Source organism: Piscinibacter sp. HJYY11, from assembly GCF_016735515.1.
GTDB lineage: Bacteria > Pseudomonadota > Gammaproteobacteria > Burkholderiales > Burkholderiaceae_C > Rhizobacter.
On record NZ_JAERQZ010000001.1, the window covers coordinates 4,339,114 to 4,364,611 of the forward strand.

General features: G+C 70.5%; 22 protein-coding genes. 13 read left to right on the plus strand and 9 right to left on the minus strand.

The genetic code is table 11. From position 1 onward, the window contains the following. Positions 1 to 47 precede the first annotated feature (47 nt). The 5 genes from JI745_RS20340 (at position 48) to JI745_RS20360 (ending at position 6,601) form a co-directional block, all read left to right on the plus strand. A complete protein-coding gene (locus JI745_RS20340) occupies positions 48 to 920 on the plus strand; it encodes an alpha/beta hydrolase (protein ID WP_201811206.1) in 873 nt (290 codons plus the stop codon). Between the two features lie 74 nt (positions 921 to 994). Next, positions 995 to 1,957 carry an alpha/beta fold hydrolase gene (locus tag JI745_RS20345; RefSeq protein ID WP_201811208.1) on the plus strand — a complete coding sequence of 321 codons (963 nt, stop codon included), beginning with the start codon at positions 995 to 997 and terminating at the stop codon, positions 1,955 to 1,957. A 180-nt stretch (positions 1,958 to 2,137) separates the two neighbouring features. Then, positions 2,138 to 2,884: an AraC family transcriptional regulator gene (locus tag JI745_RS20350; protein ID WP_201811210.1), complete on the plus strand. Its 747-nt coding sequence runs from the start codon at positions 2,138 to 2,140 to the stop codon at positions 2,882 to 2,884. Positions 2,885 to 3,092: 208 nt separating this feature from the next. Continuing rightward, entirely contained in the window at positions 3,093 to 4,484 is a 1,392-nt protein-coding gene (locus JI745_RS20355) for an alpha/beta hydrolase domain-containing protein (protein ID WP_201811212.1), read from the plus strand. Between the two features lie 116 nt (positions 4,485 to 4,600). Then, positions 4,601 to 6,601 carry a carboxylesterase/lipase family protein gene (locus tag JI745_RS20360; RefSeq protein WP_201811214.1) on the plus strand — a complete coding sequence of 667 codons (2,001 nt, stop codon included), beginning with the start codon at positions 4,601 to 4,603 and terminating at the stop codon, positions 6,599 to 6,601. Positions 6,602 to 6,618: 17 nt separating this feature from the next. Here the strand turns inward: JI745_RS20360 and JI745_RS20365 are convergent, their stop codons facing one another. Beyond that, positions 6,619 to 7,476 carry an NAD(P)H-binding protein gene (locus JI745_RS20365; protein WP_201811216.1) on the minus strand — a complete coding sequence of 286 codons (858 nt, stop codon included), beginning with the start codon at positions 7,474 to 7,476 and terminating at the stop codon, positions 6,619 to 6,621. A 112-nt stretch (positions 7,477 to 7,588) separates the two neighbouring features. On the opposite strand from JI745_RS20365, the gene JI745_RS20370 reads away from it, so the two are divergent. Next, positions 7,589 to 8,224 (plus strand): TetR/AcrR family transcriptional regulator, encoded by a 636-nt coding sequence (locus JI745_RS20370; RefSeq protein WP_201811218.1) that lies wholly within the window; start codon positions 7,589 to 7,591, stop codon positions 8,222 to 8,224. A 9-nt stretch (positions 8,225 to 8,233) separates the two neighbouring features. Here the strand turns inward: JI745_RS20370 and JI745_RS20375 are convergent, their stop codons facing one another. After that, a complete protein-coding gene (locus tag JI745_RS20375) occupies positions 8,234 to 9,505 on the minus strand; it encodes a DUF1254 domain-containing protein (protein ID WP_201811219.1) in 1,272 nt (423 codons plus the stop codon). Between the two features lie 68 nt (positions 9,506 to 9,573). Between JI745_RS20375 and JI745_RS20380 the strand changes: the two genes are divergently transcribed. The 3 genes from JI745_RS20380 to JI745_RS26830 all read left to right on the plus strand — a co-directional run bounded on the left by JI745_RS20380 (position 9,574) and on the right by JI745_RS26830 (position 13,828). Next, positions 9,574 to 10,737, plus strand: a complete 1,164-nt coding sequence (locus JI745_RS20380) for a toxin-antitoxin system YwqK family antitoxin (protein WP_201811221.1) — start codon at positions 9,574 to 9,576, stop codon at positions 10,735 to 10,737. Between the two features lie 13 nt (positions 10,738 to 10,750). Continuing rightward, a complete protein-coding gene (locus JI745_RS20385; RefSeq protein WP_201811223.1) occupies positions 10,751 to 11,566 on the plus strand; it encodes a YihY family inner membrane protein in 816 nt (271 codons plus the stop codon). A 120-nt stretch (positions 11,567 to 11,686) separates the two neighbouring features. After that, the gene (locus JI745_RS26830) at positions 11,687 to 13,828 is read left to right on the plus strand and encodes a bifunctional diguanylate cyclase/phosphodiesterase (protein ID WP_201811225.1); all 2,142 of its coding nucleotides are present in this window, start codon (positions 11,687 to 11,689) and stop codon (positions 13,826 to 13,828) included. Positions 13,829 to 13,834: 6 nt separating this feature from the next. On the opposite strand, the gene JI745_RS20395 is transcribed toward JI745_RS26830, so the two are convergent. Further along, entirely contained in the window at positions 13,835 to 14,719 is an 885-nt protein-coding gene (locus JI745_RS20395) for a LysR family transcriptional regulator (protein WP_201811227.1), read from the minus strand. A 90-nt stretch (positions 14,720 to 14,809) separates the two neighbouring features. Between JI745_RS20395 and JI745_RS20400 the strand changes: the two genes are divergently transcribed. Further along, positions 14,810 to 15,952 carry an Acg family FMN-binding oxidoreductase gene (locus tag JI745_RS20400; protein WP_201811229.1) on the plus strand — a complete coding sequence of 381 codons (1,143 nt, stop codon included), beginning with the start codon at positions 14,810 to 14,812 and terminating at the stop codon, positions 15,950 to 15,952. Between the two features lie 9 nt (positions 15,953 to 15,961). Here JI745_RS20400 and JI745_RS20405 read toward each other — a convergent pair whose 3' ends face one another. Further along, on the minus strand, positions 15,962 to 16,615 hold the full coding sequence (locus tag JI745_RS20405; protein WP_201811230.1) for an intradiol ring-cleavage dioxygenase: 654 nt from the start codon (positions 16,613 to 16,615) through the stop codon (positions 15,962 to 15,964). A gap of 60 nt (positions 16,616 to 16,675) precedes the next feature. On the opposite strand from JI745_RS20405, the gene JI745_RS20410 reads away from it, so the two are divergent. Further along, entirely contained in the window at positions 16,676 to 17,185 is a 510-nt protein-coding gene (locus tag JI745_RS20410) for an MOSC domain-containing protein (RefSeq protein ID WP_201811232.1), read from the plus strand. Here JI745_RS20410 and JI745_RS20415 read toward each other — a convergent pair. The 4 genes from JI745_RS20415 to JI745_RS20430 all read right to left on the minus strand — a co-directional run bounded on the left by JI745_RS20415 (position 17,182) and on the right by JI745_RS20430 (position 21,246). Further along, complete coding sequence (locus JI745_RS20415; protein ID WP_201811234.1) at positions 17,182 to 18,156, minus strand: hypothetical protein; 975 nt, start codon at positions 18,154 to 18,156, stop codon at positions 17,182 to 17,184. The genes JI745_RS20410 and JI745_RS20415 overlap by 4 nt on opposite strands. 154 nt (positions 18,157 to 18,310) lie before the next feature. Further along, positions 18,311 to 19,366 carry an alpha/beta fold hydrolase gene (locus JI745_RS20420; RefSeq protein WP_201811236.1) on the minus strand — a complete coding sequence of 352 codons (1,056 nt, stop codon included), beginning with the start codon at positions 19,364 to 19,366 and terminating at the stop codon, positions 18,311 to 18,313. A gap of 37 nt (positions 19,367 to 19,403) precedes the next feature. Continuing rightward, positions 19,404 to 19,919, minus strand: a complete 516-nt coding sequence (locus JI745_RS20425) for a GNAT family N-acetyltransferase (RefSeq protein ID WP_236675068.1) — start codon at positions 19,917 to 19,919, stop codon at positions 19,404 to 19,406. Positions 19,920 to 20,052: 133 nt separating this feature from the next. Continuing rightward, positions 20,053 to 21,246, minus strand: a complete 1,194-nt coding sequence (locus JI745_RS20430; RefSeq protein ID WP_201811237.1) for a DUF4382 domain-containing protein — start codon at positions 21,244 to 21,246, stop codon at positions 20,053 to 20,055. Between the two features lie 171 nt (positions 21,247 to 21,417). Between JI745_RS20430 and amrB the strand changes: the two genes are divergently transcribed. Both amrB and amrS read left to right on the plus strand, forming a co-directional pair. Beyond that, a complete protein-coding gene (gene amrB / locus JI745_RS20435; protein ID WP_201811239.1) occupies positions 21,418 to 22,800 on the plus strand; it encodes an AmmeMemoRadiSam system protein B in 1,383 nt (460 codons plus the stop codon). Positions 22,801 to 22,888: 88 nt separating this feature from the next. After that, positions 22,889 to 23,953: an AmmeMemoRadiSam system radical SAM enzyme gene (gene amrS / locus JI745_RS20440; RefSeq protein ID WP_201811241.1), complete on the plus strand. Its 1,065-nt coding sequence runs from the start codon at positions 22,889 to 22,891 to the stop codon at positions 23,951 to 23,953. Here amrS and JI745_RS20445 read toward each other — a convergent pair. Further along, positions 23,950 to 25,497, minus strand: coding sequence for a PfkB family carbohydrate kinase (locus JI745_RS20445; RefSeq protein ID WP_201811243.1), 1,548 nt, complete (start codon positions 25,495 to 25,497; stop codon positions 23,950 to 23,952). The two genes, amrS and JI745_RS20445, sit on opposite strands and share 4 nt — an antisense overlap. Between the last annotated feature and the right edge of the window lies 1 nt (position 25,498).

Sequence of the window (25,498 nt, forward strand, 5' to 3'; positions counted from 1 at the left end):
GGGCGACGATGTCCGAAACACGGTCCTCGTTTTCTCACGCGTCGCCCATGCCTGCCCGTCTTTCCTTTCGCCGCATCGCCGCCCTGGCCTCGGTCGTGCTGGTCGCCCTCGGCCTGCAGATGGGTTGCGCCACCCTCGACGAACGCCAGCGCGGCTGGATCTTCCAGCCGAGCGACCGCACCTGGTCGGGCGGCCTGGCCGCCGCCGAGGGCATGCACGACGTGTGGATCGCCTACGACTCCAAGCTCGAAGGCCGGCCCCAGCCGGTGAAGCTGCACGGCCTGTGGCTGCCGCAAGACGACCCCAAGGCGCCCGTGCTGCTCTACCTGCACGGCGCGCGCTACGACGTGCGCGGCAGTGCGCCGCGCATGCGCCGCATGCACGAGCTCGGGTTCTCGGTGCTCGGCGTCGACTACCGCGGCTTCGGCCGCAGCAGCAAGGGCCTGCCGTCGGAGCAGATGGCCGCCGAGGATGCCCGCGCCGCCTGGGACTGGCTGGCCACCCAGCACCCGCAGGCACGCCGCTTCATCTTCGGCCACTCGCTGGGCGGCGCGATCGGCGTGCAGCTCGCGGCCGAGGTGCGCGACGAGGCCGGCCTCATCGTCGAAGGCAGCTTCACCTCCATCCCCGACGTGGTGAGCACCTTCCGCTGGGGCTGGCTGCCGGTGTCGGCGTTCATCACCCAGCGCTTCGACTCGGCGGCGCGCGTGGCCGAGGTCGGCTCGCCGCTGCTGATCGTGCATGGCAGCAACGATTCGCTCATCCCGTCCAAGCTCGGGCAGACGCTTTACGAGAAGGCCCGCGAGCCCAAGCGCTTCGTGCTGGTGGAAGGCGGCTCGCACCACAACACCAACCTGGTGGGGCAGGCGCAATACCGGCAGGCCATGGCCGAGCTGTTCGGGCTGTCGAGTGCCCCGTGAGGCGGCAGCCGCCAAGGTGACAAGAGGGCCTCCGGCCATCGCCTAGAGTGCGCGCATCCCTTCAGGAGCGGCGCATGACGATCACCTTCTCGCACCACCAGGTCAACGGCATCCGCATGCGCGTGGCCGAGAAGGGCAGCGGGCCGCTGGTGGTCTTCACCCATGGCTGGCCGGAGAGCTGGTACTCGTGGCGTCACCAGCTGGAGGCCGTGGCCGCGGCCGGCTACCGCGCGGTCGCGCCCGACATGCGCGGCTACGGCGACACCGAGGCGCCGGCCGACGTCTCGGCCTACACCATCCTCCACCTGGTGGGCGACATCGTCGAGCTGGTGCACACGCTCGGCGACAAGCAGGCGGTGGTGGTGGGCCACGACTGGGGCGCGGTGGTGGCGTGGCACTGCGCGCTGCTGCGGCCCGACCTGTTCCGTGCCGTCGCCGGGATGAGCGTGCCCTATGCGCCGCCGGGCCGCATCGACCTGCTGAGCTCGCTCGACAAGGGCGGCATCAAGACCTTCTACATGCAGTACTTCCAGGCGCCCGGCGTGGCCGAGGCCGAGCTGGAGCGCGACGTGCGCGAGAGCCTGCGCCGGGTGTACTTCAGCGCCTCGGGCGACGGGCCCGAAGGCAAGGGCTTCAGCGTGCTGGCCCCTGGCAAGGGGCTGCTCGACAACACCGTCCCGCCCGACCGGCCGCTCCCCTGGCTCGACGAGGCCGACCTCGACCACTACACCGGCGAGTTCACACGTGCCGGCTTCCGCGGCGGCCTCAACTGGTACCGCAACCTGCGCCGCAACTGGGAGCTGACGATGCCCTGGCGCGGCTGCCCGATTCGCCAGCCCTCGCTCTTCATCGCCGGCGAACGTGATGGCGTGCTGCGCTTCCCGGCGTCGAAGGCGCAGGTCGAGGCCTACCCGAAGACACTGCCCGGCCTCCGTGGCTGCCACATCCTGCCGGGCGCAGGGCACTGGATCCAGCGCGAGCGGGCGCCCGAGGTCAATGCACTGCTGGTCGACTTCCTGAAAGGCCTCGCGGGTTAACCCGCAGCACGGCGACCATCCGGTACAAGACCGAGTCGGCGGTCGTGTCGAATCATCGATGCCTCCTCCCGTCTGGCCCCAGTCACCATGGACTTGCAGTTCGAGCCCCATGCCGGGCCCTCCCCCTCGTCTTCTGCTGCCTCTTCTTCAGCTGCCGCTTCCGCCTCACGCTTCGGTCGCATGCACATGCAGCGCGAAGGTTTTCTGTATGCCGGCCTGATCGCCGAGATCGCCAGCCAGCGCCACTCGGTGCTGCTCTACGTCGCGCTCGACGAGCGCGAGTTCGGCATCGAGACCGGCGGCGGCACGCTGCGCGCCTCGGCCGCCCTCGTCGGCCCGGGCGTGCGCAAGCGCATCCTCGGGCGGCCGCAGTTGGCGGTGCTCGACGTCTCGCCCACCCACCCCGACTACCCGGCGTTTGCGCAAGCGGCGAGCGAATCGGCAGCGCCCTGGCCGCGTGAGCATTTCGAGCCGCTGATGCCGGCGCTGCACGAGTTCCGCGCCGGCCGCATGCGGGTGGACGAGGCCGATCGTCTCTACGCGCAGATGGTGGCGCTGGCCGTGAAGCGACTGCCGGCCACGCGGCCGGTCGACCCGCGCGTGCGCGAGGTGATGAAGCTCCTGCGCGAGAACCGCCGTCGCTCGCTGGACGAGCTGGCCGAGGCGGTGTGCCTGTCGAAGGACTGGCTGGTGCATCTCTTCCAGCGCGAGGCCGGCATCTCGCTGCGCAAGTACGAGCAGACGATCAAGCTGCATGCCGCCGCCGCGTTCGTGAACCGCGGCGTGAGCATGACCCAGGTCGCGGCCATTGCGGGCTTCGCCGATTCGGCGCATTTCTCCAAGATGTGGAAGCAGCACTACGGGCTGCCGCCCAACCGCATGTTCTCGGGTCATGAATACGTGACGGTCGATCCGTTGCACGCCTGACACCGGAGCGAGCGCTTCTTGTACGGATGGCGTAGCGACTAACCCGTGATCGTCACGGATGACGCCATCAGGGTCGGCTTCGCTCCCTAGACTGCTTCGCACGTTCATCAGCACGCCACAGAGCGTGCGCGAGAGCGTGCGTGTGGGCGAGCCGCGGTGTTCGCGCACGCGCGACAGCACCGCCTATCTCGATCCACCAGGAGACTTCATGAAGACTTTCATCCACCGCGCACAGCGTGCGCTGGCGGCCGCATGCCTTGCAGCGGGCGCCGCATCGGCGCTGGCCGCCGTGCCGCAGGCGGCCATCCAGCCCGCCCCCGTCGGCGGCCACTTCCTCGACCGCAGCGCCGCCCTCAACCCGCAGGGCTACACCGACCGCGAGTTCTGGATCTCGGGCTTGGCCCGCACCTACCGTGCGTCGAGCACCTTGCGCTCCGACGGCAGGTGGAGCGCCTACGTCTACTCGAGCAGCACGCCGTACAACACGCCGCTGCTGGTGCGCCGCCCGAGCGACCCGGCCAGGTTCAACGGCATCGTGATCCTCGAGTGGCTCAACGTCAGCTCGGGCTACGTGCTCGACATCGACTGGGCCAACTCGCGCGAGGAGTTCATCCGCCAGGGTTACGCCTACGTGGGCCTCACCAACCAGAAGACCGGCCTCGAAGGCTCGAAGGAGAAGAACCCCTCGCGCTATGCGCAAGGCAACCTGCCCAACGACGACATCTCCTACGACATCCTCTCGCAGACGGCCAAGGCCATCCGCGACCAGTACGGCGTGCTGCTCGGCGGCCTCGTGCCCAACAAGATCTTCGCCACGGGGCACTCGCAGTCGGCGATCCGGCTCGTCACGTATGCCAATGCGATCCAGCCGCTCGAGCGCGTGATCGACGGCTTCGTGATCCACGGCCGCGGCAACTCTGGCTTCAAGCTCTCGTCGGGTGACTTCCGCGACACGCCGTCGAGCACCGTGATCCGCGCCGATGCCTCGCACCCGGTGTTCCAGCTGCAGGCCGAGATGGACGTCAATTCGCAGTCCGAGACCTCCAAGGCGGTCGATGGCCCCAAGGTCCGCTACTGGGAAGTGGCCGGCTCCACGCACACCGACGAGTACATGCTGACCAGCCTGCAGGAAGTGAGCACGCGGCCGCGCGTCGTGTGCGACAAGCCGGCCAACCGCATGCCGTTCTATCGCGTGCAGAACGCCGTCTACAGCCACCTCGTGCGCTGGTCGGTCAACGGCGTGCTGCCGCCCACCGCGCCGCGCATCACGCGCAGCACGCTGCTCGGCCGCATCCAGCGTGACAGCTACGGCAACGCCCTCGGCGGCCTGCGCCTGCCCGAGATCGACGTGCCGATTGCCACCTACGGCCTCGACAACTCGACGAGCTCCAGCGAGTTCCTCGACCGTTTCGCCTGCACCACCTGCGGCAGCACCACGCCTTTCACCGCCACGCGCCTGAGCTCGCTCTACTCGAGCCGCGACGACTACTACAACAAGTACAAGGCCGCTGCCGATCGCGCGCTGCAGGCGGGCTACCTGCTGCCCGCCGACCACGCAAAGGCCCTGGCCGAAGCGCGCATCGCCCCGATTCCGCGCTGATCGCGTCGCGCCCCGCCCCACCCAGGGCGGGGCGCGCGTCACCACCCAAAGAACCGCAGGCGCGCACGGGCTCTCGACAGTCTTTCCATGACGACGACACTCACGAGGAGAACACGATGTTCCAGAAGATCGGGCGCCCGCGGGCGCTGGGCGCGGCCATGGCGGCGCTGATGTCGGTGGCCGCCTGCGGCTCCGGTGACGAAGGCCCGGCCACCCTCACCGGCACCTTCATCGACAGCCCGGTCTCGGGCCTCAGCGTGCAGGGCCCGCAGCTCGGTGCGCGCAGCACCGATGCGCAGGGCCGCTTCAGCTACCAGACGGGCGAGACCCTCACCTTTGCCATCGGCAATCTCACGCTCGGCTCGGCGCCTGGCGCCGGCACGCTCACGCCGCTGTCGATCACCGGCGGCGCCACGGCGGCGAGCGATCCGCGCGTGGCCAACAAGCTCATCCTGCTGCAGACGCTCGACGCCGACGGCGACCTGAACAACGGCATCCAGATCACCGATGCGATCCGCAGCGTCGTCTCGGCGCAGGCGGCGACGATCAACTTCGACCAGACCACCACCGCCTTCCGCACCAGCCTCGGGCCGCTGCTGTCGGCGCTGAACGCGGCCAACGTCTTCACCGACCTCGACCCGCGGCCTCGCTCGGCCCGCACGGCCATGGCCGCGCTCGATCACTTCGCCCGCTCGACGAGCCCACGCCATGTGGTCACGACCACCGGCGGCCAGCTGAGCGGCTTCGAGGCCAACGCCAACACCTGGCAATTCCTCGGCGTGCCGTATGCGCGCCCGCCGGTCGGCGACCTGCGCTGGCGCCCGCCGCAACCGGCCCCCGCCTGGACCGGCGTGCGCCACGCCACCGCCTGGGCCAACCAGTCGGCGCAGGACACCCGGCTCGAAGCCATCGGCGAAGGCGGCATGAGCGAAGACTCGCTGTACCTCAACATCACCGCACCGAAGAACGCGGCCAACCTGCCGGTGATGGTGTGGTTCCACGGCGGCGCCTTCGCCATCCTCACCGGCAACTCCAAGCAGTACAACAACCCGGAGAGCCTCACCACCAAGGGCGTGGTGCTGGTGACGGTGAACCACCGGCTCGGGCCGTTCGGCTACCTGTCGCACCCGCTGCTCAGCGCCGAAAGCGGTTACAACGGCTCGGGCAACTACGGCCAGATGGACCTGGTGATGGCGCTGCAATGGGTGCGCGACAACATCGCGGCCTTCGGCGGCAACCCGGGCAACGTCACGCTCTTCGGCCAGTCGGGTGGCGGCGGCAAGACCTACTCGCTGATGAACTCGCCGCAGGCCACCGGCCTCTTCCACAAGGCCATCGTGCAGAGCGGTGCGAGCCCGATTGCGACCACCGGCACGGTGGCCACCTCGCTCGCGGCCAACGAGGCCATCGGCACCGCGCTCTTCGCGCGCAACAACGTGACCACGCTCGCACAGGCCCGCGCCCTGCCGTGGCAGGCCATCGTGCAGGCCGACATCGACAACGCCATCCCGCGCGAGACCTACCGCCCCAACGCCGACTACCACTACCTGCCCAAGACCTATGCGCAGAACGTGACCGACGGCATGCCGAGCGACGTGCCGCTGATGGTGGGCGTGACCTCGGGCGACTACAGCACGCTGCGCGGCGCGCTGCCGATCTTCCTGACGCAGCGCACGCCGACCTACCAGTCGCCGCAGTACGTCTACAAGTTCAGTCGCGTGCCCGATGGCTGGGCGGCAATGGGCCTGCTGAGCGCGCACGGCGGGGAGTTGCCGTATCTCTTCAACTTCCCGATGGGCCACGTGAGCAACTACAGCCTCAATCTCGTGCTGCTGCCCAACGGCACCCGCCCGCCCATCGGCGACCTGAACGGCAATGGCATCACCGGCACCGCGGGTGACAGTGCCGACGTCTACGCCTCCATGCAATGGGGCGCAGACGACGTGACCACGGTCGACCTCCTGATGACGATGTGGACCAACTTCGCGCGCACCGGCAACCCGAGCGCCGGCGGTGTGAGCTGGCCGGCCTACACGGTGGCCAACGACACCTTCGTCGAAGTGGGGCCCACGCCCACGGCCACCGTGCGCACCGGGCTCGCGGCGGCGGTGCAGTGACGGGCTGCTGATCGTCCTCAGGCGGCCAGGCGTGCCTTCCAGGCGCCAGCCGCCGCGGCCTGGCGCGCGAAGTCGCTGAAGTCGCGCGCCGGGCGGCCAAGCGCGCGCTGCACACCGTCGGTCAAACGCTCGTTGCGGCCGTCGAGCAGGGTCTCGAAGAGGTACATCACCAGGCCCGTCACCTCGGGCGGCGTCTGCGCGGCAGCGAGTGCGGCGCGGTAGGCCTCGTTGGGCACGGTGGTGTAGCGCATTGGCTGGCCGCTCGCCTGCGCGATCTCCTGCACGGCTTCAGCGAAGCTCATGCTGCGCGGGCCAGTCACCTCGTAGAGCTGGTGGCGGTGGCGCTCGGTGGTGAGCGCGGCCACGGCGATCTCGGCGATGTCTTCCACGTCGATGAAGGGCTCGCGCACGCCGGCCACCGGCAGGGCGAGCTCGCCTTCGAGCAGCGGCTCGAGCATCAGGCCCTCGCTGAAGTTCTGCGCAAACCAGGCGGCGCGGATGATGGTCCAGTCGACGCCGCTGGCGCGCAGCGCGTCCTCGGCCTGCTCGGCTTCGCGCTCGCCGCGGCCCGAGAGCAGCACGAGCTTGTTCACCCCCAGTTCACGTGCCAGCGTGAAGAAGGCCGTGACCGTGGCCAGCGCCGCGGGCACGGCCAGGTCGGGCTGGTAGCACACGTACACCGCCCGTGTGCCCTGCAGGGCCGCGCGCCAGGTGGCCGGTGCTTCCCAGTCGAAGGCAGGCGAGGCGCTGCGCGAGCCTGCACGCACGGGCACGCCCATCGCGCGCAGGCGAGCGGCGATGCGGCTGCCGGTCTTGCCGGTGGCACCGGTGACGAGGATGGGTCGGGTGTCGGAAGAAGTGGATGAGGTCTGCATGGCGGGCTCCGGTTGGGTGTGAGGTTCTCAAAACGTGAGTGTTGCTCACGTTCAAAGATGATAGATACTCACATTTGTCTGTCAAGCCCGTTCTCCAAATCCCTTTCACGCCATGTCCCCACCGCTGCCCGAAGACTTGCCGACCGCCCGCCGCCAGCCCTTGCAGGCGCGCAGCCAGGAGCGCCGCGACCGCATCCTCGCGGTGGCCGAGGCGCTGATTGCGCAGAAGGGCAGCGAGCCGCTGAAGATGAGCGACGTGGCGCAGGAAGCCGGCATCTCGATCGGCTCGCTGTACCAGTACTTCCCCGACAAGCGCGCCGTGATCCGCACGCTGGCCGAGAAGTACGCGCTGGAGTGCCGCACGCACATCGAGGCCGAGCTCGCCGAAGTGCGCGACAAGGCCGGCCTGTCGGCCGCGTTCTCCAGCCTGCTCGACCTTTACGAGCAGATGATGGACAGCAACCCGGTGATGCGCGACCTGCACGCCGGCATGCAGGCCGACAAGCTGCTCGCCGAGCTGCAGCTCGACGAGAGCCGCGCCGCCGGCGCGCTGCTGGCGGCGGCGATGATGCGCGTGTTTCCAAAGGCCGATGCAAAGAAGGTCGGCACGCTCGCCTTCCTTGTGTGGCAGCTCGGCGAAGAGACCATGCGCCTCGCGCTTTCGGCCAGGCGCGGCGAAGCGAAGGCGCTGATCGAGGCCTACCGGCGCATGAGCCTGCGGGCCATCACCAACCCGAACGACGCCTGAGCGCTGCGCTCAAGGCAGCGCTTCGACCACCGGCAGCGGCGCCTCGCCCTTGAGCATCGCTGGCGAGGGCAAGTACGCGCGCAGCGTCATGCGGAAGGGGCCGGACGGTGCGGGCAGCCAATTCGCCTTTTGCGTGGCGTCGGCGGGCTCCTGCGCCTGCACGTAGAAGTCGAGCGAGCCGTCGGCGTTCTTCACGAGGCCGGGCGTGCGGTTGCCGACGGCGTAGCGCTTGATCGGGTTGTCGACAAAGAAGAGCCGGCCATCGGGCTCGACCTGGTACATCGAGAGCGACCAGAACGCCTGGGCCTCGAGGCCCTGGGCCGGCACGCGCACGCGGTAGCGCTGGCTGCCATGGAAGGGCTTGTCGCTGTGGCTCGCGACGGCGCCGAGGTAGATCGCCTCGCTGGGCGGCAGTGCCGCCAGCCCGACCAGGGCCACGGTGGCCCTCAAGGCAACATCGGAGCCGAAGGTGCCGATCGCGGGGTTGGGGTAGCTCCACTGCCGGACCAAGCTCGCGTTCATGGCGCGCTGTGCGCCGTTGCGAAGCTGTGCGTTGAGCTCGGGCAGGGCGGCCGTCAAGGCGGCGCCCTGCTCCGGCGTGGGGGCGGCGCTGCCGATGCCGAAGGCCGACCAGCGCTTGAGCTTCTCCTGGTCGGCCGCCGGCACGCCACTGCGTTGCAGCATGTCGTTGACCACGGCGAGGTAGTTGGCGCCGTCGGTCGGCGAGCCGCGCGGCGCGGTCGGCGCCACCGGGCCGGCGGGGGCGCTGCCGGCTTTCACCGCGCGCAGCCTGAAGCCATCCTGCAGCGCCTGCACGGCCGGCAGGTCGTGGGGGCCGTCGACGACGATGCGGCCGAGCATCCACACGTCGCGCGTGGCCAGGCGCAGCACGCGCATGCCGGCCGGGGCCTCGGTGGTGTCGCCTTCGCGGGCGATCCAGACCTTGAAGTCGCCTTCGCCCTCGTGGCGCGATCCGAGGAGGGCCACGGTGCTGGTGGTCGCGTCCATGAACTGCATCGACCAGTAGCGACCCGCGGGCATGCGCGGAACGGTCAGCTCGAGCGGGCCGGCCGAGAGGTCGAGCCAGGCGCTGGAGTACAGCGTGTCGTTGTTGGGCGTCGTGACGGCGCGGGCCGTGTGGTCGGCGAGCGTGCGGCGGTGTCCGAAGGTGTTGACGGGCGTGCGCTGCACCTCCGACGAGATGAAGCGCTGGCGCGCCATCTCGTAGTAGGGGAAGGTGTAGACGTAGGCGGCCTGCAGGTCCGCGTCGAGGGCTGGCATGGTGGTTCCTCCCTGCTGTTGGATGAGCGGCCCACTATAGGCATCGGCCGCTTGCGTAGCATTCGCATATGCGACGCTTCCTCCTCACCCTGCTGGCGCTGTGCGCTGTGCCCACCCTGGCCTTCGCCCGTGTCGAAGACTGCGACATCGGCGGCCAGTCGGTCAACCCGAACAACGGCCACACCACCGCCGGCAAGACCGGCCTGATGCGCTGCCGGGACCGCGACACTGGCCGGCTCGTGCGCGAGGAGGAGCTGCGAGACGGCAAGTTCGTCGGCCTCGTGCGCTTCTACGACGACAAGGGCGAGCTCAAGCGCGAGCACAGCCGCAACGAGCGCGGCAACCGTGACGGCGTGGCGCGCGAGTTCAGCGGCAAGCAACTGGTGCTCGAAGAGAACCTGCGCAACGGCAGCAACACCGGCCTGTCGCGACGCTGGGATGCAAGAGGCACGCTGCAGCGCGTGACCTTCTACGGCGACGACGGCCGCGAGCAGGCCTACGCCGAGTTCACCTCGCAAGGCAAGCTGCGGCAACTGCGCTGCGCGCCCCAGCCGCAGCTCGCACCGTTTGCCGACGATGCCGCGTGGTGCGGCCACCAGCGTGGCGCGGGCACGGTGACGCTCCATGCCGAAGACGGCCGCGTGACGGGCAGCCTGGTGCACGAGCGCGGCGAGCGCCGTCGCAGCGAACACCTGCATGCGAACGGCAAGCCGAGCGAGCAGGTCGAGAGCACGGCCGAAGGGGGCACCGAGCGCAGCTTCTCCGACAGCGGCACCAAGCGGCGCGAGCGCCAGTGGGTGATGCGCGACAACCGCCGCGTCACGACGCTGGAACGCGAGTACCACGAAAGCGGCACGCTCACGCGAGAGCGCCAGTGGAAGCCGGGGGATCGCGGCAGCGAGCTGGTGCTGGAGCAGCAGTGGTACCTGAACGGCCAGCTGCGCTCGAAGCAGGCCTACGAACGCGACGGCGAGCAGCTGCTGCGCCAGGAGACGCGGTATCACGACAACGGGCGCGCATCGTTCGAAGGCCGGTGGCTGCTGGCCAGCCGCTACGACGAGCGGCCGCGCGGCGTGCACAGGAGCTTTGATGTCGACGGCAAGCTGCGCCTGGAGCGCCACTACGACGAGCGCGGCCGCATCCAGCGCGAGCGCGAGTTCGACGAGAGCGGCAAGGTGGAGCGCGACGACGCGGTGTTCGAAGACGGCTCGCGCAAGGCGTTCACGAAGTGACGCGCACGCACTGATGCTGCAGTTCTTCCGCCAGACCTTCCAGCGCGCCCGCAAGGAGCGCCTGCCGCAGATCGCCGGCAGCCTCACCTTCACGACAGTGCTGTCGGTGGTGCCGTTCCTGGCGATCTGCTTCGCGCTCTTCAGCCGCTTCCCGGCGCTCTTCAAGCGCTTCAAGGATGCGATCGACGCGCTGCTCCTGAAGAACCTGCTGCCGGCCGACATCGCGCAGCCGGTGCTGCGCTACCTCAACCAGTTCGCCGCCAACGCCGGTGGGCTCACCTGGGCGGGCTCGCTCTTCCTGCTGGCGACCTCGCTTGCGCTGCTGCTGACGGTGGAAAACGCGCTCAACCAGATCTGGGGCGTGAAGCGCAACCGCCCCTTCCTCAAGCGCCTGGGCCTCTACCTCGTGATGCTCACGATCGGCCCGCCGGTGCTGGGCGTGAGCCTGTGGGCCTCGTCGTACGTGCTCGGCATGTCGATGGGCTGGCTCGACGCGCTGCCGCCATCGGCGCACGTGCTGGTGAACTTCACGCCGGCGCTGCTGGGCGCGCTGGCGCTGGCAGTCCTCTTCCGCGTGGTACCCCACACCCGCGTGGGCTGGGCGCAGGCCATCGTGGGCGGCGTGCTGGGCAGCGCCGCCATCGAGCTGTGCAAGCGCGGGTTCACGGCCTACCTGCTCAAGCTGCCCACATACAAGGCGGTGTACGGCGCCTTCGCGGTGCTGCCGGCTTTCCTGCTGTGGGTCTACGTGTCGTGGCTCGTCACGCTGGCGGCCGCGCTCGTCGCGGCCAACCTGGGCCGCCCGGCGGGCAAGGGCGCCAGGAGCTGACGTAACGCTCCCGGAGGTAGCGCAATCCTTCACGCGCCGGGGTGCCGCCCGGTGCGCACATCGGCCGATATCGGCTGATGATCGCCCGCAAGTTCCACAGCCTGAAGATGGTGGCGTGCCGTGTTTAGGCTCCTGCGTTATTTCTCCCTGACGAGCCTGGTGTCGATCGCGCTCGTCGGCGCCGCGCTCGGCTACCTGTACCGCGAGATCGCGGTGCGCTCGCTGGTGGCGATGGGCGAATCGAACAACCGCGCCCTCACCACGGTGCTGGCCAACTCGATGTGGCCTCGGCTCATGCCCTACCTGGCCGCTGCCGAGCGCATGCCCACGCCCGAGGCGCTGCGCCAGCACCCCGACCGTGCCGGCTTCGCGGCCGCGCTCGTCGAACACGTGAAGGGCCTCTCGGTCGCGAAGGTGAAGGTCTACGACCTCCAGGGCCGCACCGTCTTCTCGTCGGAGGCCAAGCAGATCGGCGAGGACAAGAGCGGCAACGCCGGCTTCGTGGGCGCGCGCGAAGGCCGGGTGCTGAGCGAGCTCACGCACCGCAACCAGTTCAGCGCCTTCGAGGGCGTGGTCGAGCACCGCGACATGCTGTCGACCTACATCCCGGTGCGGCAAGCGCCGGGCGAGCCCATCGTGGCGGTGTTCGAGGTGTACGACGACGTGACGCCCTTTCTCGCGCACATCACCAGCACCCAGCAGCAGGTGGTGCTGGGCGTGGTGGGGCTGCTGCTCCTGCTGTATGGCGCGCTCTTCTTCATCGTGCGCCATGCCGATGGCGTGATCCGCCGGCAGCACGCAGAGCGCGAGCAGGCGCAGGCCGAGCTGAAGGAGGCGAACGAGCTGCTGGAGCGCCGCGTGGCGGAGCGCACCATGGAGCTCGGCCGCGCCAACGAGGAGCTCGAGGCCGAGATCGTGGAGCGGCGCCTGGCCGACCAGCGCGTGGTGCACATGGCGCACCACGACGCGCTCACCGGCCTGCCCAACCGTTCGCTGATGACCGACCGCGTGGAGCAGGCCATCGCCCACGCGGCCCGTGCCCACAACAGGGTGGCGCTGCTCTTCCTCGACCTCGACCGCTTCAAGAACATCAACGACTCGCTGGGCCACGGCATCGGCGACCAGCTGCTGCAGGCGGTGGCCGCGCGGCTCAAGACCTGCCTGCGTGCCGAAGACACCGCGGCGCGACTGGGCGGCGACGAGTTCATCATCAGCCTGCCCGGCGTGAGCGACGGCGCCGAGCCGGCGCGCGTGGCGCAGCGCATCCTCGCCGAGCTGGCGCGACCGCTCGAAGTGGCCGGCCAGCACCTCCCCGCCGCCGCGAGCATCGGCATCTCGCTCTACCCGGAGGACGGCGACAACGCGCAGACCCTGCTGCGCAACGCCGACACCGCGATGTACCACGCGAAGGAGTCGGGCCGCGGCAACTACCAGTTCTTCAGCCCGCAGATGAACGAGCGGGTGAGCCACCGCCTCTCCACCGAGACGGCGATGCGCCGCGCCCTGGAGCAGGACGAGTTCGTGCTGCACTACCAGCCGCTGATCGACCTGGCCAGCGGCCGCGTGGTCGGCGCCGAGGCCCTGTTGCGCTGGCCGCAGCCCGACCAGCGCCTGGTGTCGCCGGCCGATTTCATCCCGGTGGCCGAAGACACCGGCCTCATCGTGCCGCTCGGTGAATGGGTGTTGCGCCAGGCCTGCGTGCAGGCGAAGGCGTGGCAGGCTCAGTTACCGGGGCTGCGCATCGCGGTGAACCTGTCGCCGCGCCAGTTCCGCCAGAAGCACCTGGTGAGCACGGTCGCGCAGGCGCTGCGTGACTCGGGCCTCGCGCCGCACCTGCTCGAGCTCGAGCTCACCGAGGGCATGCTGCTGCACCACGCCGACGACACGGTGCAGACGCTCACCCAGCTCGGTGCCATGGGCGTGCACCTCGCGATCGACGACTTCGGCACCGGCTACTCGAGCCTCGCCTACCTGAAGCGCTTCCCGATCCATTCGCTGAAGATCGACCGCTCCTTCATCAAGGACCTGCACGCCGACAAGGACGATGCGGCGATCGTCACGGCCATCGTCGCGATGGCCCGCGGCCTCGAGCTGCGCGTGGTCGCCGAAGGCGTGGAGACCGAGCAGCAGCAGGGCTTCCTGCAGGCGCTGTCGTGCGACATGGCGCAGGGCTTCCACTTCGGCCGCCCGATGCCGGCCGCCGACTTCACCGCGCGCCTGGTGTCGGAGCTGGCGCCGACGCTCATCGCGCCGACGCCCTGACCCCCGTCAGAGCGCCCGCGCGAGCGCCTGAGCCAGGAAGTCGTAGACGGCGCGGATGCGCCGGTTGCTGCGGATCTCGCGGTGCACCACCAGCCACAGCGGCAGCGGCGGCACACGCAGCATGGGCAGCAGTGGCGTCACGGCCGCGTCGGTCGCGGCCACGTAGTCGGCCACGAAGCCCACGCCGAGCCCGGCGCGCACGGCCTGCCAGTGCACCACCAGGTCGTCGCTGCGCAGCGCGAAGACCACCTTGTCGACGTCGAGCCCGGCGCCGCGCAGGCCCTGCAGGACCTGCTCGTCCTGGTCGCCGGCGATCAGGTCGTGGTGCTGCAGGTCGCCCGGCTGCCGGGGCGTGCCGCGCCGTGCCAGGTAGTCGCGGTGTGCATAGGCGCCGAGCGTCACGCGGCCCACGCGCTTGGCGATGAGCGAGGCCTGTTCCGGCTGCACCATGCGCAGCGCGATGTCGGCCTCGCGGCGCAGCAGGTTGCTCACCGAGTTGCTCGACACGAGCGCCACCTGCACCTGCGGCAGGGCCAGCCGCATCTGTGCGAGCAGCGGCGGCAGCAGGAAGCAGGCGACCGGCTGGCTCGCGCTCAGGCGCACCGTGCCCCGCTCGTCGGCCTCGTCGGCGGCGAGCGCGCGGCTCAGCTGGTCGGCGCCGCCCTGCATCACGCGTGCGGCATCGGCCAGGCGCAGCGCGGCGCTCGTGGGCTGCAGGCCGCGCCCGGTGCGCTCGAAGAGCACGGCCCCGAGCTGCGATTCGAGCTCGGCGATGTGGCGGCTGAGCGTGGGCTGGCTGGCGCCGATCGCACGCGCGGCACCCATCAGGCTGCCGTGCTCGAGTGCGGCGATGAACGAGCGCACCAGGCTCCAGTCGAAGTTGCTATTCATCAGTGCATGGCTGCTATGTCGGTGCATGCAATTGTGTTGCGGGGTGCGCGTTTCCACAATGGCGCATCGACCCCTCACGGAGTGACTGCCATGCAACGAAGAGCCTTCATCGCACTCGCCGGCGGCGGCGCCATCCTCGCCGCAAGCGGCTGCAGCTCGGCCCTGCCCGACACCGCCACCGCCGCCTGGCGCGACGCCGCCCGCGAGACCGACGCGCGGCGCTGGGCCGTGGCCCATGCGCTGCTTGCGCCGCACTCGCACAACCTGCAGTCGTGGCGGGTGGACCTGCGGCAGCCGGACGAGATCACGCTCTACTGCGACCTCAGCCGCCTGCTGCCCGAGACCGACCCGCTGTCGCGCCAGATCCTGATGAGCCAGGGCACCTTTCTCGAAGTGCTGGAGATGGCGTTGCGCGAGCGTGGCCTGCGGCCACAGACCACGCTCTTCCCGCAGGGCGTGTTTGGCCCCGGCAAGCCCGATGCACGTCCGGTGGCACGCGTGCGCCTCACGGCCGATGCCGCCGTGCCGCGCGACCGGCTGTTCGCGCAGGTGCTGACGCGGCGCACGCACCGCGGCGCGTACGAGATGCGGGCGCCGCAGGCCGAGGCCCTGCGCGCGATCGAGCAGGCGGCGCAGGCGTTTCCGGTGCGGGTGGGCTTTGCCGGCGGGAGCGATGCAACGCAGCTTGCGCAGCAGCGCGAGATCGCGCGCCGCGCCTGGCGCATCGAGCTGCGCACGCCGCGCACGCTGATGGAGTCCTATGGCTGGCTGCGCATCGGGCCGCGCGAGATCGCAGCCCACCGTGACGGCATCTCGCTCAACCAGCCGATGGTGCGCTTCGCCGATGCGGTCGGCCTCTTCGATCGCAAGACCGCACCGCCGCCAGGCGATGCGAACGTGGAGCGGCAGATCGAGGGCTTCGACACGCTGATGGCCGCCACGCCGGCGTTCTTCTGGCTGGTGACGCCGGGCAACGATCGCATCACGCAGGTCAATGCCGGGCGCGCCTATGTGCGCGCGCAGCTCGCGGCCACGGCGCAGGGGCTGTCGATGCACCCGCTGTCGCAGGCGCTGCAGGAGTACCCGGAAATGGCCGAGCCCTACCGCGAGATCCACTCGCTCCTCGGTGCGACGGGTGGTGCCACGGTGCAGATGTGGACACGCCTCGGCCACGCCACCGCCATCGAGCCCGCGCCGCGCCGCGGCATCGATGCCCACCTCGTGCAGGCTTGAGCCGAGGCGCTACACGCCGACGACGAGCGAGCGCTGGGCCACCCAGCGCGTCGGTGCACCGGCGGCGGCCCGCTCCAGGCGCATGTCGACCTGCGCGCGTTCGGCATCCGACAGGCTGCGGTAGATGAAGTCGCGCGCATTGCCCGCATCACCGGCGACGAAGAGTTGCGAGGTCAGCTCGCCGAAGCTGCGGTGGCGCACCCGCACGTGGATGTGCGGCGTGCGGCCGGGGTAGGGCACTGGCCGGATGGTGCGGAAGCGATAGAGCCCGCGTGCGTCGCTGCGGGTGCTGCCGAAGCCCTGGAAGCCCTCGTCGACCTTCTCGCCGGCGCCGTTGGGGTGGCGGTAGCTGCCGTGCACGTCGCACTGCCAGACCTCGACGTCGGCGCCGTCGATCGGGCGGCCCTTGACGTCGACCACCGCGCCACCGAAGTCGAGCCACTCGCCGCTGGCACGCGGTGCCTCGGCGCCGGCCGAGCGGGTGACGCGGGTGAGGTCGGCGTCCCAGTCGAGCTGGCGTGCGCGCCACTCGATCGACGGGTAGAACGGCCCTTCGGTCATGGCCGGCAGGGCTGCGCGCGCAAGCGAGGGCAGGGCCAGCATGCTGGCCGCGCCGGTGAACTGGAGCAGGCGGCGTCGGGTGGCGTTGTCGGGCGTGTGCATGTGCTTCGGAGTGTCCTCGCGGGCGTGAGGTTCCGGCAAGGCCATGACAATGGCCGGGCCATGAAGACCATCCGTGACCTGAACGCCCCGCCGCATGTCGTAGGCCGCATCGAGGCCATCATCGTGCGCGGCTATCCGCGGGCCCCGGCGCGCCGCATCGAGGCGACGGTGGCGCTGGCCGGCATCGGCCTCGCCGACGACCGCCTCGGCCAGCGTGGCGAGGCCGAGCTTTCCACGCGCCAGGTCACGCTGGTCCAGCTGGAGCACCTGCCGGTGATCGCACAGCTCGCGCGCGTGGCCGAGGTCGACCCGGTGAAGCTGCGCCGCAACCTCGTGGTCTCGGGCATCAACCTGCTTGCGCTCAAGAACGCGAAGCTGCAGGTGGGCGACGCGGTGCTGCAGATCGTCGGCCCGTGTGCGCCGTGCTCGCGCATGGAAGAGGAAGTCGGCCCCGGCGCCTACGCCGCGATGCGCGGCCATGGCGGCATGACGGCGCGCGTTCTCACCAGCGGGGCGATTCGCGTGGGCGATGTGGTGCGCGCGTTGCCGTCGCTGCCCGACAAGGCTTAGGCCGCCTTCGCCATCCTGTCGGCCGGCACTGCGTAGGTCAGCGGCGCGAGCGCGGCCTGGATGCGCCCCATCTGCACCTCGTTGACCAGCGAGCCCAGCACCTTCTGGAAGTGCGGGTGCAGCGCGCCCGAGACGATGTACTGCCAGCGGTAGGCCTTGAGGACGGTCGCCCCCACCCGCTCGGCGATCGGGCCGGTCTCTGCCAGCGTCATCGTGCGCAGGAAGTAGCGCGTGTCCGCCTTGGCCTGCGCCTGCAGGATGCCATCGACGCCGCCGACCAGTTCGATCAGCTCGCCCACCGCGGTGTCACGCGCCGTGTCGGACGGGAGCTTCGCGTCTTCGCGCAGCCACTCCAGCTCGTCGAGGATGGCGTGCTGCGATTCCTCTTTCCAGTGGAAGAGGAAGATGTCCTTGAAGAGCTCCGACAGGCCTTCGGCCGGGTCGATGCTCTGGCGGTAGTGGGCTTGCGAGAAGAGCTCGATGTGGCAGGTGAGGGCGAGCACGGCCCAGGTGCCCTTGCCGAGCACGAAGCTCGCCACGTCGTTGGGCGACACGGCGAACTCGTAGCCCGCGGGCATGCCCTCGGCCACCAGGCCCTCGACCCGGCGGAAGAGCGCCTGGTGCTTGAGCTCCTCGTCGCTGAAGCGCACCAGCGCTTCCAGTGCCGTCTGGTCGCCCAGCCAGTGCTCGCGGCTCAGCTCGAGGATCTTGGCGCAGATGAAGCGCTCGACCAGTCCGAACATGTTGGCGTAGGTGCGGCCCTGCACCTGGCCGAAGAAGCGCAGCTGCCTGGCGTCGAGCACGTCGGCCAGCTCGCTCGCCATCGACAGGCCGTCGGGCAGGAACTTCTGCGAGAGGTCGAAACGCCTGCCGCGGATGATGTCGCGCTCGATGTCCCAGCGGACTTTCTTCGAGGCTTCGATGGTCTTGGCGTAGCGCGGGTCGGTGGTGTGGGAAATGTGGGCTTGCATAGCGCCTCCTTGAATCGGTAGTTGCGTCACATGACGTGGCGACGATGATTCGCGGAGGCGCCGCGATGGGCATGAGGCGATCGTCCCGTTCCGGGGCCTGGTGATGCGCCGACGGCGGCAAGGCGTGGGGCATCTGTCCCACGCCCCCCAAAGGCTAGGGGTGCCGCAGCGCGTGCACGATGGCTTCGGCCCGGCTCTTGACGCCGAGCTTGTCGAAGATCACCGAGAGCTGGTTGCGCACCGTCTTCTCGGTCTTGCCGAGCTGGGTCGCGATGGCCTGGTTGGAGAGGCCGCGCGCCAGCAGCTCCAGCACCGCGGCTTCGGCGGCGGTGAGGCTGGCCGTGCCCGCGGGCGCGGCCTCGGAGTCTGGGGCCAGGAAGCCGCGCAGTTCGTCGAGGAACCGCGGCCACGCGGGCTCGCCTTCGAGCAGCACGTGGTTGTCGGAGTCGAGCGCGACGAAGCGTGCCCCGGGGATCAGCGCAGCCAGTCGGCGGCCTTCGTCGAAGGGCACACGCGCGTCGCCTCGCGAGTGCATCACGAGCGTGGGGACGTCGAGCGAGGCGGCGAGCTTCACCACGTCGACGTGGTGGAAGACTTCCAGCGTGCGGGCCGCCCCTTCGGCGCTGGCGGTGCGGCGCTGCAGGTCGGTCCACCAGCGCAGCTGCTCCGGTGTGCCGCCGGGGATGAACTGGTTGGTGAAGACCTGGCGGAAGGCATCGTTGTCGCTGCCCCAGCCGACCCGCATCATGTTGACCATGGTCTCGGCTTCGAGACGGGCCTTCTCGGCACCTTCACGCTCGAGCACCCCTTGCGCATAGGCGCCCACCAGCACGAGGCGCGACACCCGCTCGGGGTGGCGTTGCGCATAGCTGATCGCGATCGCCCCGCCTTGCGACATGCCGATCAGCGGGAAGCGCTCCAGCCCGAGGTAGTCGACCACGGCTTCCAGGTCGCGCACCCAGACGTCGAGCGAGAGCCCGGCGAAGGAGCGGTCGGACAGGCCGCAGCCACGCTGGTCGTAGCGGTGGTAGGTGTGGTGGCATGACAGCGCTTCGAGCCAGGGCCGCCACACGGGGCTCGCGAGGTCGTGCTCCACATGGCTGAGCCAGTGCGAGGCGCGCACCAGCGGCGGCCCCGAGCCGACGGAGGCCACCGCGATGCGCGTGCCATCGGGCGCGGTGCAGAAGCGGACTTCCTGCTTGAGGGCCATGCGCCGATTGTGCAGGGCGTGCGTCCGCTGGGCGTCCCTAGGATCGGTGGCAGCGCATGAGGAGCGCCGGGCCGTCGGGCGTCATCACCTCGCCCACGTCCTGGAAACCGGCTGCGCGGTAGCAGCGGATGGCACGGAGGTTGTGCGGGGACGGGTCGGTCTGTACCACGGTCACCGCCGGGTCTTGGAACAGGCGCTCGACGAAGGCGCGGATCATGCGGCGCCCGAGTCCCTGGCTCAGGCGCGTTTCGTCGGCGAGGAACTGGTCGATGCCGCGCGCCCCGGGGTCGGTCTCCTCTTCCCACCAGCCGCCGCCCGAGCCCATGACCACGTAGCACTGGATGAAGCCGATGGGCGTGTCGTGCTCGAAGGCCAGGTAGGCGCGGGTCGCATTCGGCTCGCCCCCCACGGCGATGTAGTCGGCATGCAGCTCCTCGATGCTGGGCGTGGGCTGCCACCATTGCGCCGCGTGCGGCCGGGTGAGCCAGGTGTGCAGCAGCGGCAGGTGCTCGGCGTGCAACGGGACGAAGCGGATCCCACTCGCGTCGGACATGCGGGTCTCCATGAACAAGAGGATGGCAGACCCTTGCATGGCGAACGGGCCGGCCGCGGACCGACATGCTGCCGAAAAATCTTCGACGCTGCCGATCCGGGGCCACCCCGCCGGCTGACGACGCCGGTCAGGCTTACGGGAACGAGAAGCCGGTCACCACCGGCGCGCTGGCCGACACCGCGACGGGCGCGGCCGTCGCCTTGGTCACGCCACCGAGCGTGGCCTGCAGCGTGTAGCGGCCGGCCGAGGCGCTGGCCGGCGTGGCCGGCGGCAGCGGCACGGCGTAGCTCGTCATCAGCGGGGCGGCGGTTGGCAGCGTCAGGCTGTAGAGGCCGGTGCCCTCGTCGGCCAGCGTGCTGGCGACTTCGACCGTGGCGGCGCCCACGGCCTGCAGGGCGCGCACGTTCGCATCCAGCGGGCCGGCGGGCGTGACGGTGATGGAGCCGCTCGCCACGCCGTTGGGCGAAGGGGCCGACACCAGCGCGGCGGCGGCGGTGTTGAGGCTCAGCACCGTGTCGGCGGTGACGGGCACGCCGGTGATCACGGTGGTGGTGCGGCCAGGCGCGCTCAACACCAGGTCGTAGGTGCCGGGGGCCACCGGTTGCAGCAGGAAGCGGCCGGTCGCATCGGGCACGGTCGAGCGGACCACCACGCCCGCCTGTTGCAGCGAGACGGTGGTGCCCGGGCCGACGAGCGACAGGTCCACATGGCCCAGCACGCCGGAGATGTAGCGCGGGATCACGCGGATCACCGGCTTCAGCAGCCAGCGGCCCGAGTTGCCGGCGCGCACGATGGACTTGCAGGCGTCGAAGTCGAGCACCGCGTCGACCATCTGGTTGGCGGCGACGTCGATGTTGACGTTCATCTTCAGGCCGCTCTGCTGGCCGCTGGGGGTGACGAGCGGGGTGTCCTGCGTGTCGCCGGTGAGGCGGATGGCGTTGGCGATCGGCGTGGCGTTGCCATTGCCGTTGGGCGCCAGCACCAGGCGCAGCTGGGTGTAGCGGCCGGCGGGCAGGGGCGTCTGGCCCAGTTCGTCGAGCACGCCGTTGGTGAGCGAGAGCAGGTCGATCCGGCGCGGCGTGGGCAGCACCACCTCGGCCCAGCCGGCGTCGGCGTCGGTGGCGGTGCTGCTCTGGTGCACCCGCACGCGGTCGACGGTCACGTACACGTGGTCGTAGCCGCAGGCAGGCGCATCGGTCAGCGCGACGCGCAAGGTGCCGCTGCCGGCCCCGGTGCCGCCGCTGTCGCTGCCTCCGCCGCAGGCGCCAATGATGGTGGCCGCCACCGCCACGGCGGCGATGCGGAAATGTCGGGTCCAAAGCTTCATGGTGCTGCTCCTGGCTGTCTGTCTTGTAAATGTGCATTCTGCACATTTCATGTGACTTTACCCATTTCAACCCTGCCCGCGTCGAGGCAAGGGTTACCGTTTGCGAATGGGGCCGGATGGGTTGAAGGTGAGTGGCAACGCCCTCGGTTTCACCGTTTGGAGACTCCCGCCATGCCCACCAGCACCACACGACCGGCTGCCGTCTCCGGCAGCTTCTATCCCGGCGACCCCGCGGCCCTGCGCGCGGCGCTCGCGGCGCACCTGCGCCAGGCGGGCGAACCCGCCGCTTCCGCGCGGGCGCCCAAGCTGCTGGTGGTGCCGCACGCGGGCTATGTCTATTCGGGGGACGTGGCAGCGCTGGGTTATGCCGAGCTCGCCCCGTGGCGCGGGCAGATCGAGCGGGTGGTGCTGCTCGGGCCGGTGCACCGGGTGCCCGTGCGCGGCCTTGCCGTGCCCAGCGTCGACGCGTTCGAGACGCCGCTGGGCGAGGTGCCCGTCGACCGCTCGGCCCTGGACGCGCTGCGCGACCTGCCACAGGTGGTTCAGGCCGACCGTCCCCATGCGATGGAGCATGCGCTCGAGGTGCAGCTGCCCTTCCTGCAGCAGGTGCTGGGCGATGGCTTCCAGCTTGTGCCGCTGGCGGTGGGCGATGCCAGCCCGGCCCAGGTGGCGCAGGTGCTGGCCCGGCTGTGGGGGGGCGACGAGACGCTGATCGTCATCAGCTCCGACCTGTCGCACTACCTGCCGTATGCGCACGCCCAGGCGCGCGATGGCGCGACGGTCGACCGCATCCTGCACTTCGCCACCGACCTCGAAGGTGACGAAGCCTGCGGTGCCGCGCCGCTCAACGGGGCGCTGAAACTGGCCCGCGAGAAGGGGCTCGTGCCGCGCCTGCTGGGCGTGCGCAACTCGGGCGATGCCAAGGCAGGGGGGGCAGGGCGGGACCGGGTGGTCGGCTATGGCGCGCTGGCGTTCGACCTGCCGGTGGCGCAGCCGCAGGCCGACCCGCTGGGCCCGGCCCTGGTCACGATCGCGCGGCGGGCGATTGCCGAAGCGCTGGGCCTGGAGGCGCCTGCTTCGCCACTGCCCGATCTCCCGGCGCTCGCCCAACCCGGCGCGACCTTCGTGACGCTGCACGACCGCGAGGGCGAGCTGCGCGGCTGTGTCGGCCGCCTGGAAGCGGCGCGCCCACTGCTCGACGATGTGCGCGCCAACGCGGTCGCGGCCGCCTTCCACGACCACCGCTTTCCGCCGTTGCTGGCGAGCGAGTGGCCGGGCCTGCGGGTGGAGGTCTCGCTGCTCGATGCGCCGCAGCCGATGCCAGTGCACGGCGAAGCCGAGGCCCTGGCCGCGCTGCGCCCCGGCGAAGACGGCGTGATCCTCGAATGGCAAGGCCGGCGTGCGACCTTCCTGCCGCAGGTGTGGGAGCAGCTGCCCGATGCGCGCAGCTTCCTCTCGTCGCTCAAGCGCAAGGCCGGGTTGGCGGCCGACTTCTGGTCTGACGACGTGACGCTGTCGCGCTACCGCGTGCGCAAGTTCGAGGACGTGAGATGACCGGCGGCACGAGCGCCGGGCCGCGCCCCACCCGGCCCGCCATCCCCCCGGGCGATCGGCCGATGTACTCATCGGGCGAGGGGCTGTCATGAACGCGCGGTGGTGGCATGCCCTGCCCGATGGCCGCATCCAGTGCGATCTCTGCCCGCGCGACTGCAAGCTGCACGAGGGCCAGCGCGGCCTGTGCTTCGTGCGCCAGCGGGTGGGCGACGAGATGCAGCTCACCACCTACGGCCGCAGCTCCGGCTTCTGCATCGACCCCATCGAGAAGAAGCCGCTCAACCACTTCTACCCCGGCTCGGGCGTGCTCTCGTTCGGCACCGCGGGCTGCAACCTCGCCTGCAAGTTCTGCCAGAACTGGGACATCTCCAAGAGCCGCGAGATGGACCGCCTGATGGACGAGGCCTCGCCCGAGCGCATCGCGGCCGCCGCGAAAGACAGCGGCGCGCTGAGCGTGGCCTTCACCTACAACGACCCGGTGATCTTTGCCGAGTACGCGATGGACACGGCCGATGCCTGCCATGCGCAAGGCGTGAAGACGGTCGCGGTGACCGCCGGCTACATCCACGCCGAACCACGCCGCGAGTTCTACGCCAAGATGGACGCGGCCAACGTCGACCTGAAGGCCTTCACCGAAAGCTTCTACCAGCAGCAGACCGGCTCGCACCTCGCGCCGGTGCTCGACACGCTGCAGTACCTCCACCACGAGACCGCTTGCTGGCTGGAGATCACCACGCTGCTGATCCCCGGCCTCAACGACAGCGCCGACGAGATCGAGCAGATGACGCGCTGGCTCGCCGACCACCTCGGCCCCGACGTGCCGCTGCACTTCACCGCCTTCCACCCCGACTACAAGATGAGCGACCGGCCGCGCACCCCGATGGAGACGCTGACGCGTTCGCGCGAGATCGCGCTGGCCAACGGGCTGCACAACGTCTACACCGGCAACGTGCACGACGCCGAAGGCGGCACCACGCATTGCCCGGGTTGCCGGGCCGCACTGATCGAGCGCGACTGGCATGCGGTGCTGCGCTACGAGCTTGATGCGAAGGGCGCGTGCCCCCATTGCGGCACGCCCATCGCGGGGCGCTTCGCCACGGCCTTCGAGCGCGGCTTCGGCCGCCGGCGCATCCCGGTGCGGATGGCGGCTTAAGCGGCGTCCAGCGACGGCTGCGGCCAGCCAATCGCACCAGGGCGTGTTCCTGCGCCGTGCTGCCACGCTTCGAGCCAGGTGCTTGCCGTGTACGGCGAGTCCGCCTGCAGGCCCCGCACCACGCAGCCTGCGCTCGCGCCGGCCCTGGCCACCGCCGTGAGCTGCTCCGGCGCGAGGATGCCGCCGATCGCCACCACCGGTGCCGGTGACATCGCGGCCCACCACGCGAGGTTGTGCAGGCCCTGCGGCCGCCACGGCATGGCTTTCGTGAGCGTGGGCCACACCGGGCCGCAGGCGATGTAGTCGGGCTGCCAGGCGGCCGCGCGCGCCAGCTCCCACAGGCTGTGCGAGCTCAGGCCGAGGCGCAGGCCGGCGGCACGCGCGCGTGCGAGCTGGTCACGCTCTTCGTGGCCGAGGGCGAGCAGGTCTTCCTGGCCGAGGTGCACGAAGTCGACGCCGAGCGCGGCCGCCTGTTGCCAGTGGTCGTTGACGATCAGCGTGGCGCCGTGGGCCAAGGCAGCGGCGCGCGCGTGGCTGATCTGCCCGAGCAGGCGGGCCTGCCAGGCCGCATCGGGCTCTCCTTCGGTGCGCTTGAGGCGCAACTGCACCGTGCGCACGCCGTGCTCCACCAGCGTCTCCACGTGGGCTGCGTGGTCGGTGATGGCGTAGAGGCCCTGCACCGGTGCGGCCGTGCCGGGCGGCGGCGCGAGCGGCTCGTCGTCGCTCAAGGTGGGCAGCAGGCTGCGGTCGGTGATGAAGCCGTGGTGCGGGCGCACCGGGCCGGCGCCACGACCCGGGTTCAGCGCATCGGGGTGCAGGCCCGAGGTGGTGAGCATCTTCGCGATCACCGCGGCATCGGCCGGCACGAAGCCGCGCGCGATGGCGGCGGCGAGCGCGGTGGCGAAGGTGCAGCCGGTGCCGTGCGTGTTGGATGCCGTGCGTCGCGGCAGGGTGAGCCAGCCGGTGGCGTGCGCGCTGTGCCAGTGGTCGCGCGCGGCAGGTTCCTCGGCATCGCCGCCGGTGATGCACACGGCCTCGGTGCCGAGGGCGCGCAGGTCGCGCGCCTGGTCGGGCACGTCATGGTCGTGGCGCAGCAGCAGCCTCGCCGCTTCGCGCCGGTTCGGCGTGACGAAGGTCGCGCGAGGCAGCAACTCGCGCCGGTAGGCCTCGACGAGTGCGACGTTCGCAAAGCTCTCGCCCGTGCTCGCGCGCAGCACCGGGTCGACGACGAGCGCGAGCGGCCCACGCTGGCGCAGCCGGTCCACCCATTGCGCGACCACGCGCACGTTGGCCACGCTGCCGAGCAGCCCGGTCTTGAGGGCGCGCGGCGCGAGGTCGTCGGCCAACGCTTCGAGCTGGGCGTGCAGCTGTTCGGGCGGCACCGGGTGCACGCTCTCGACGGCCACGCTGCTCTGCGCGGTGAGCGCGGCGACGATGGGGCACAGGTGCACCTCGGCGGCATCGGCGGCGCGCTGGTCGGCGCTGAGGCCCGCACCGCCGCCGCTGTCCTGGCCGGAAATGCTCCAGACGATGGGGGTCTTCATG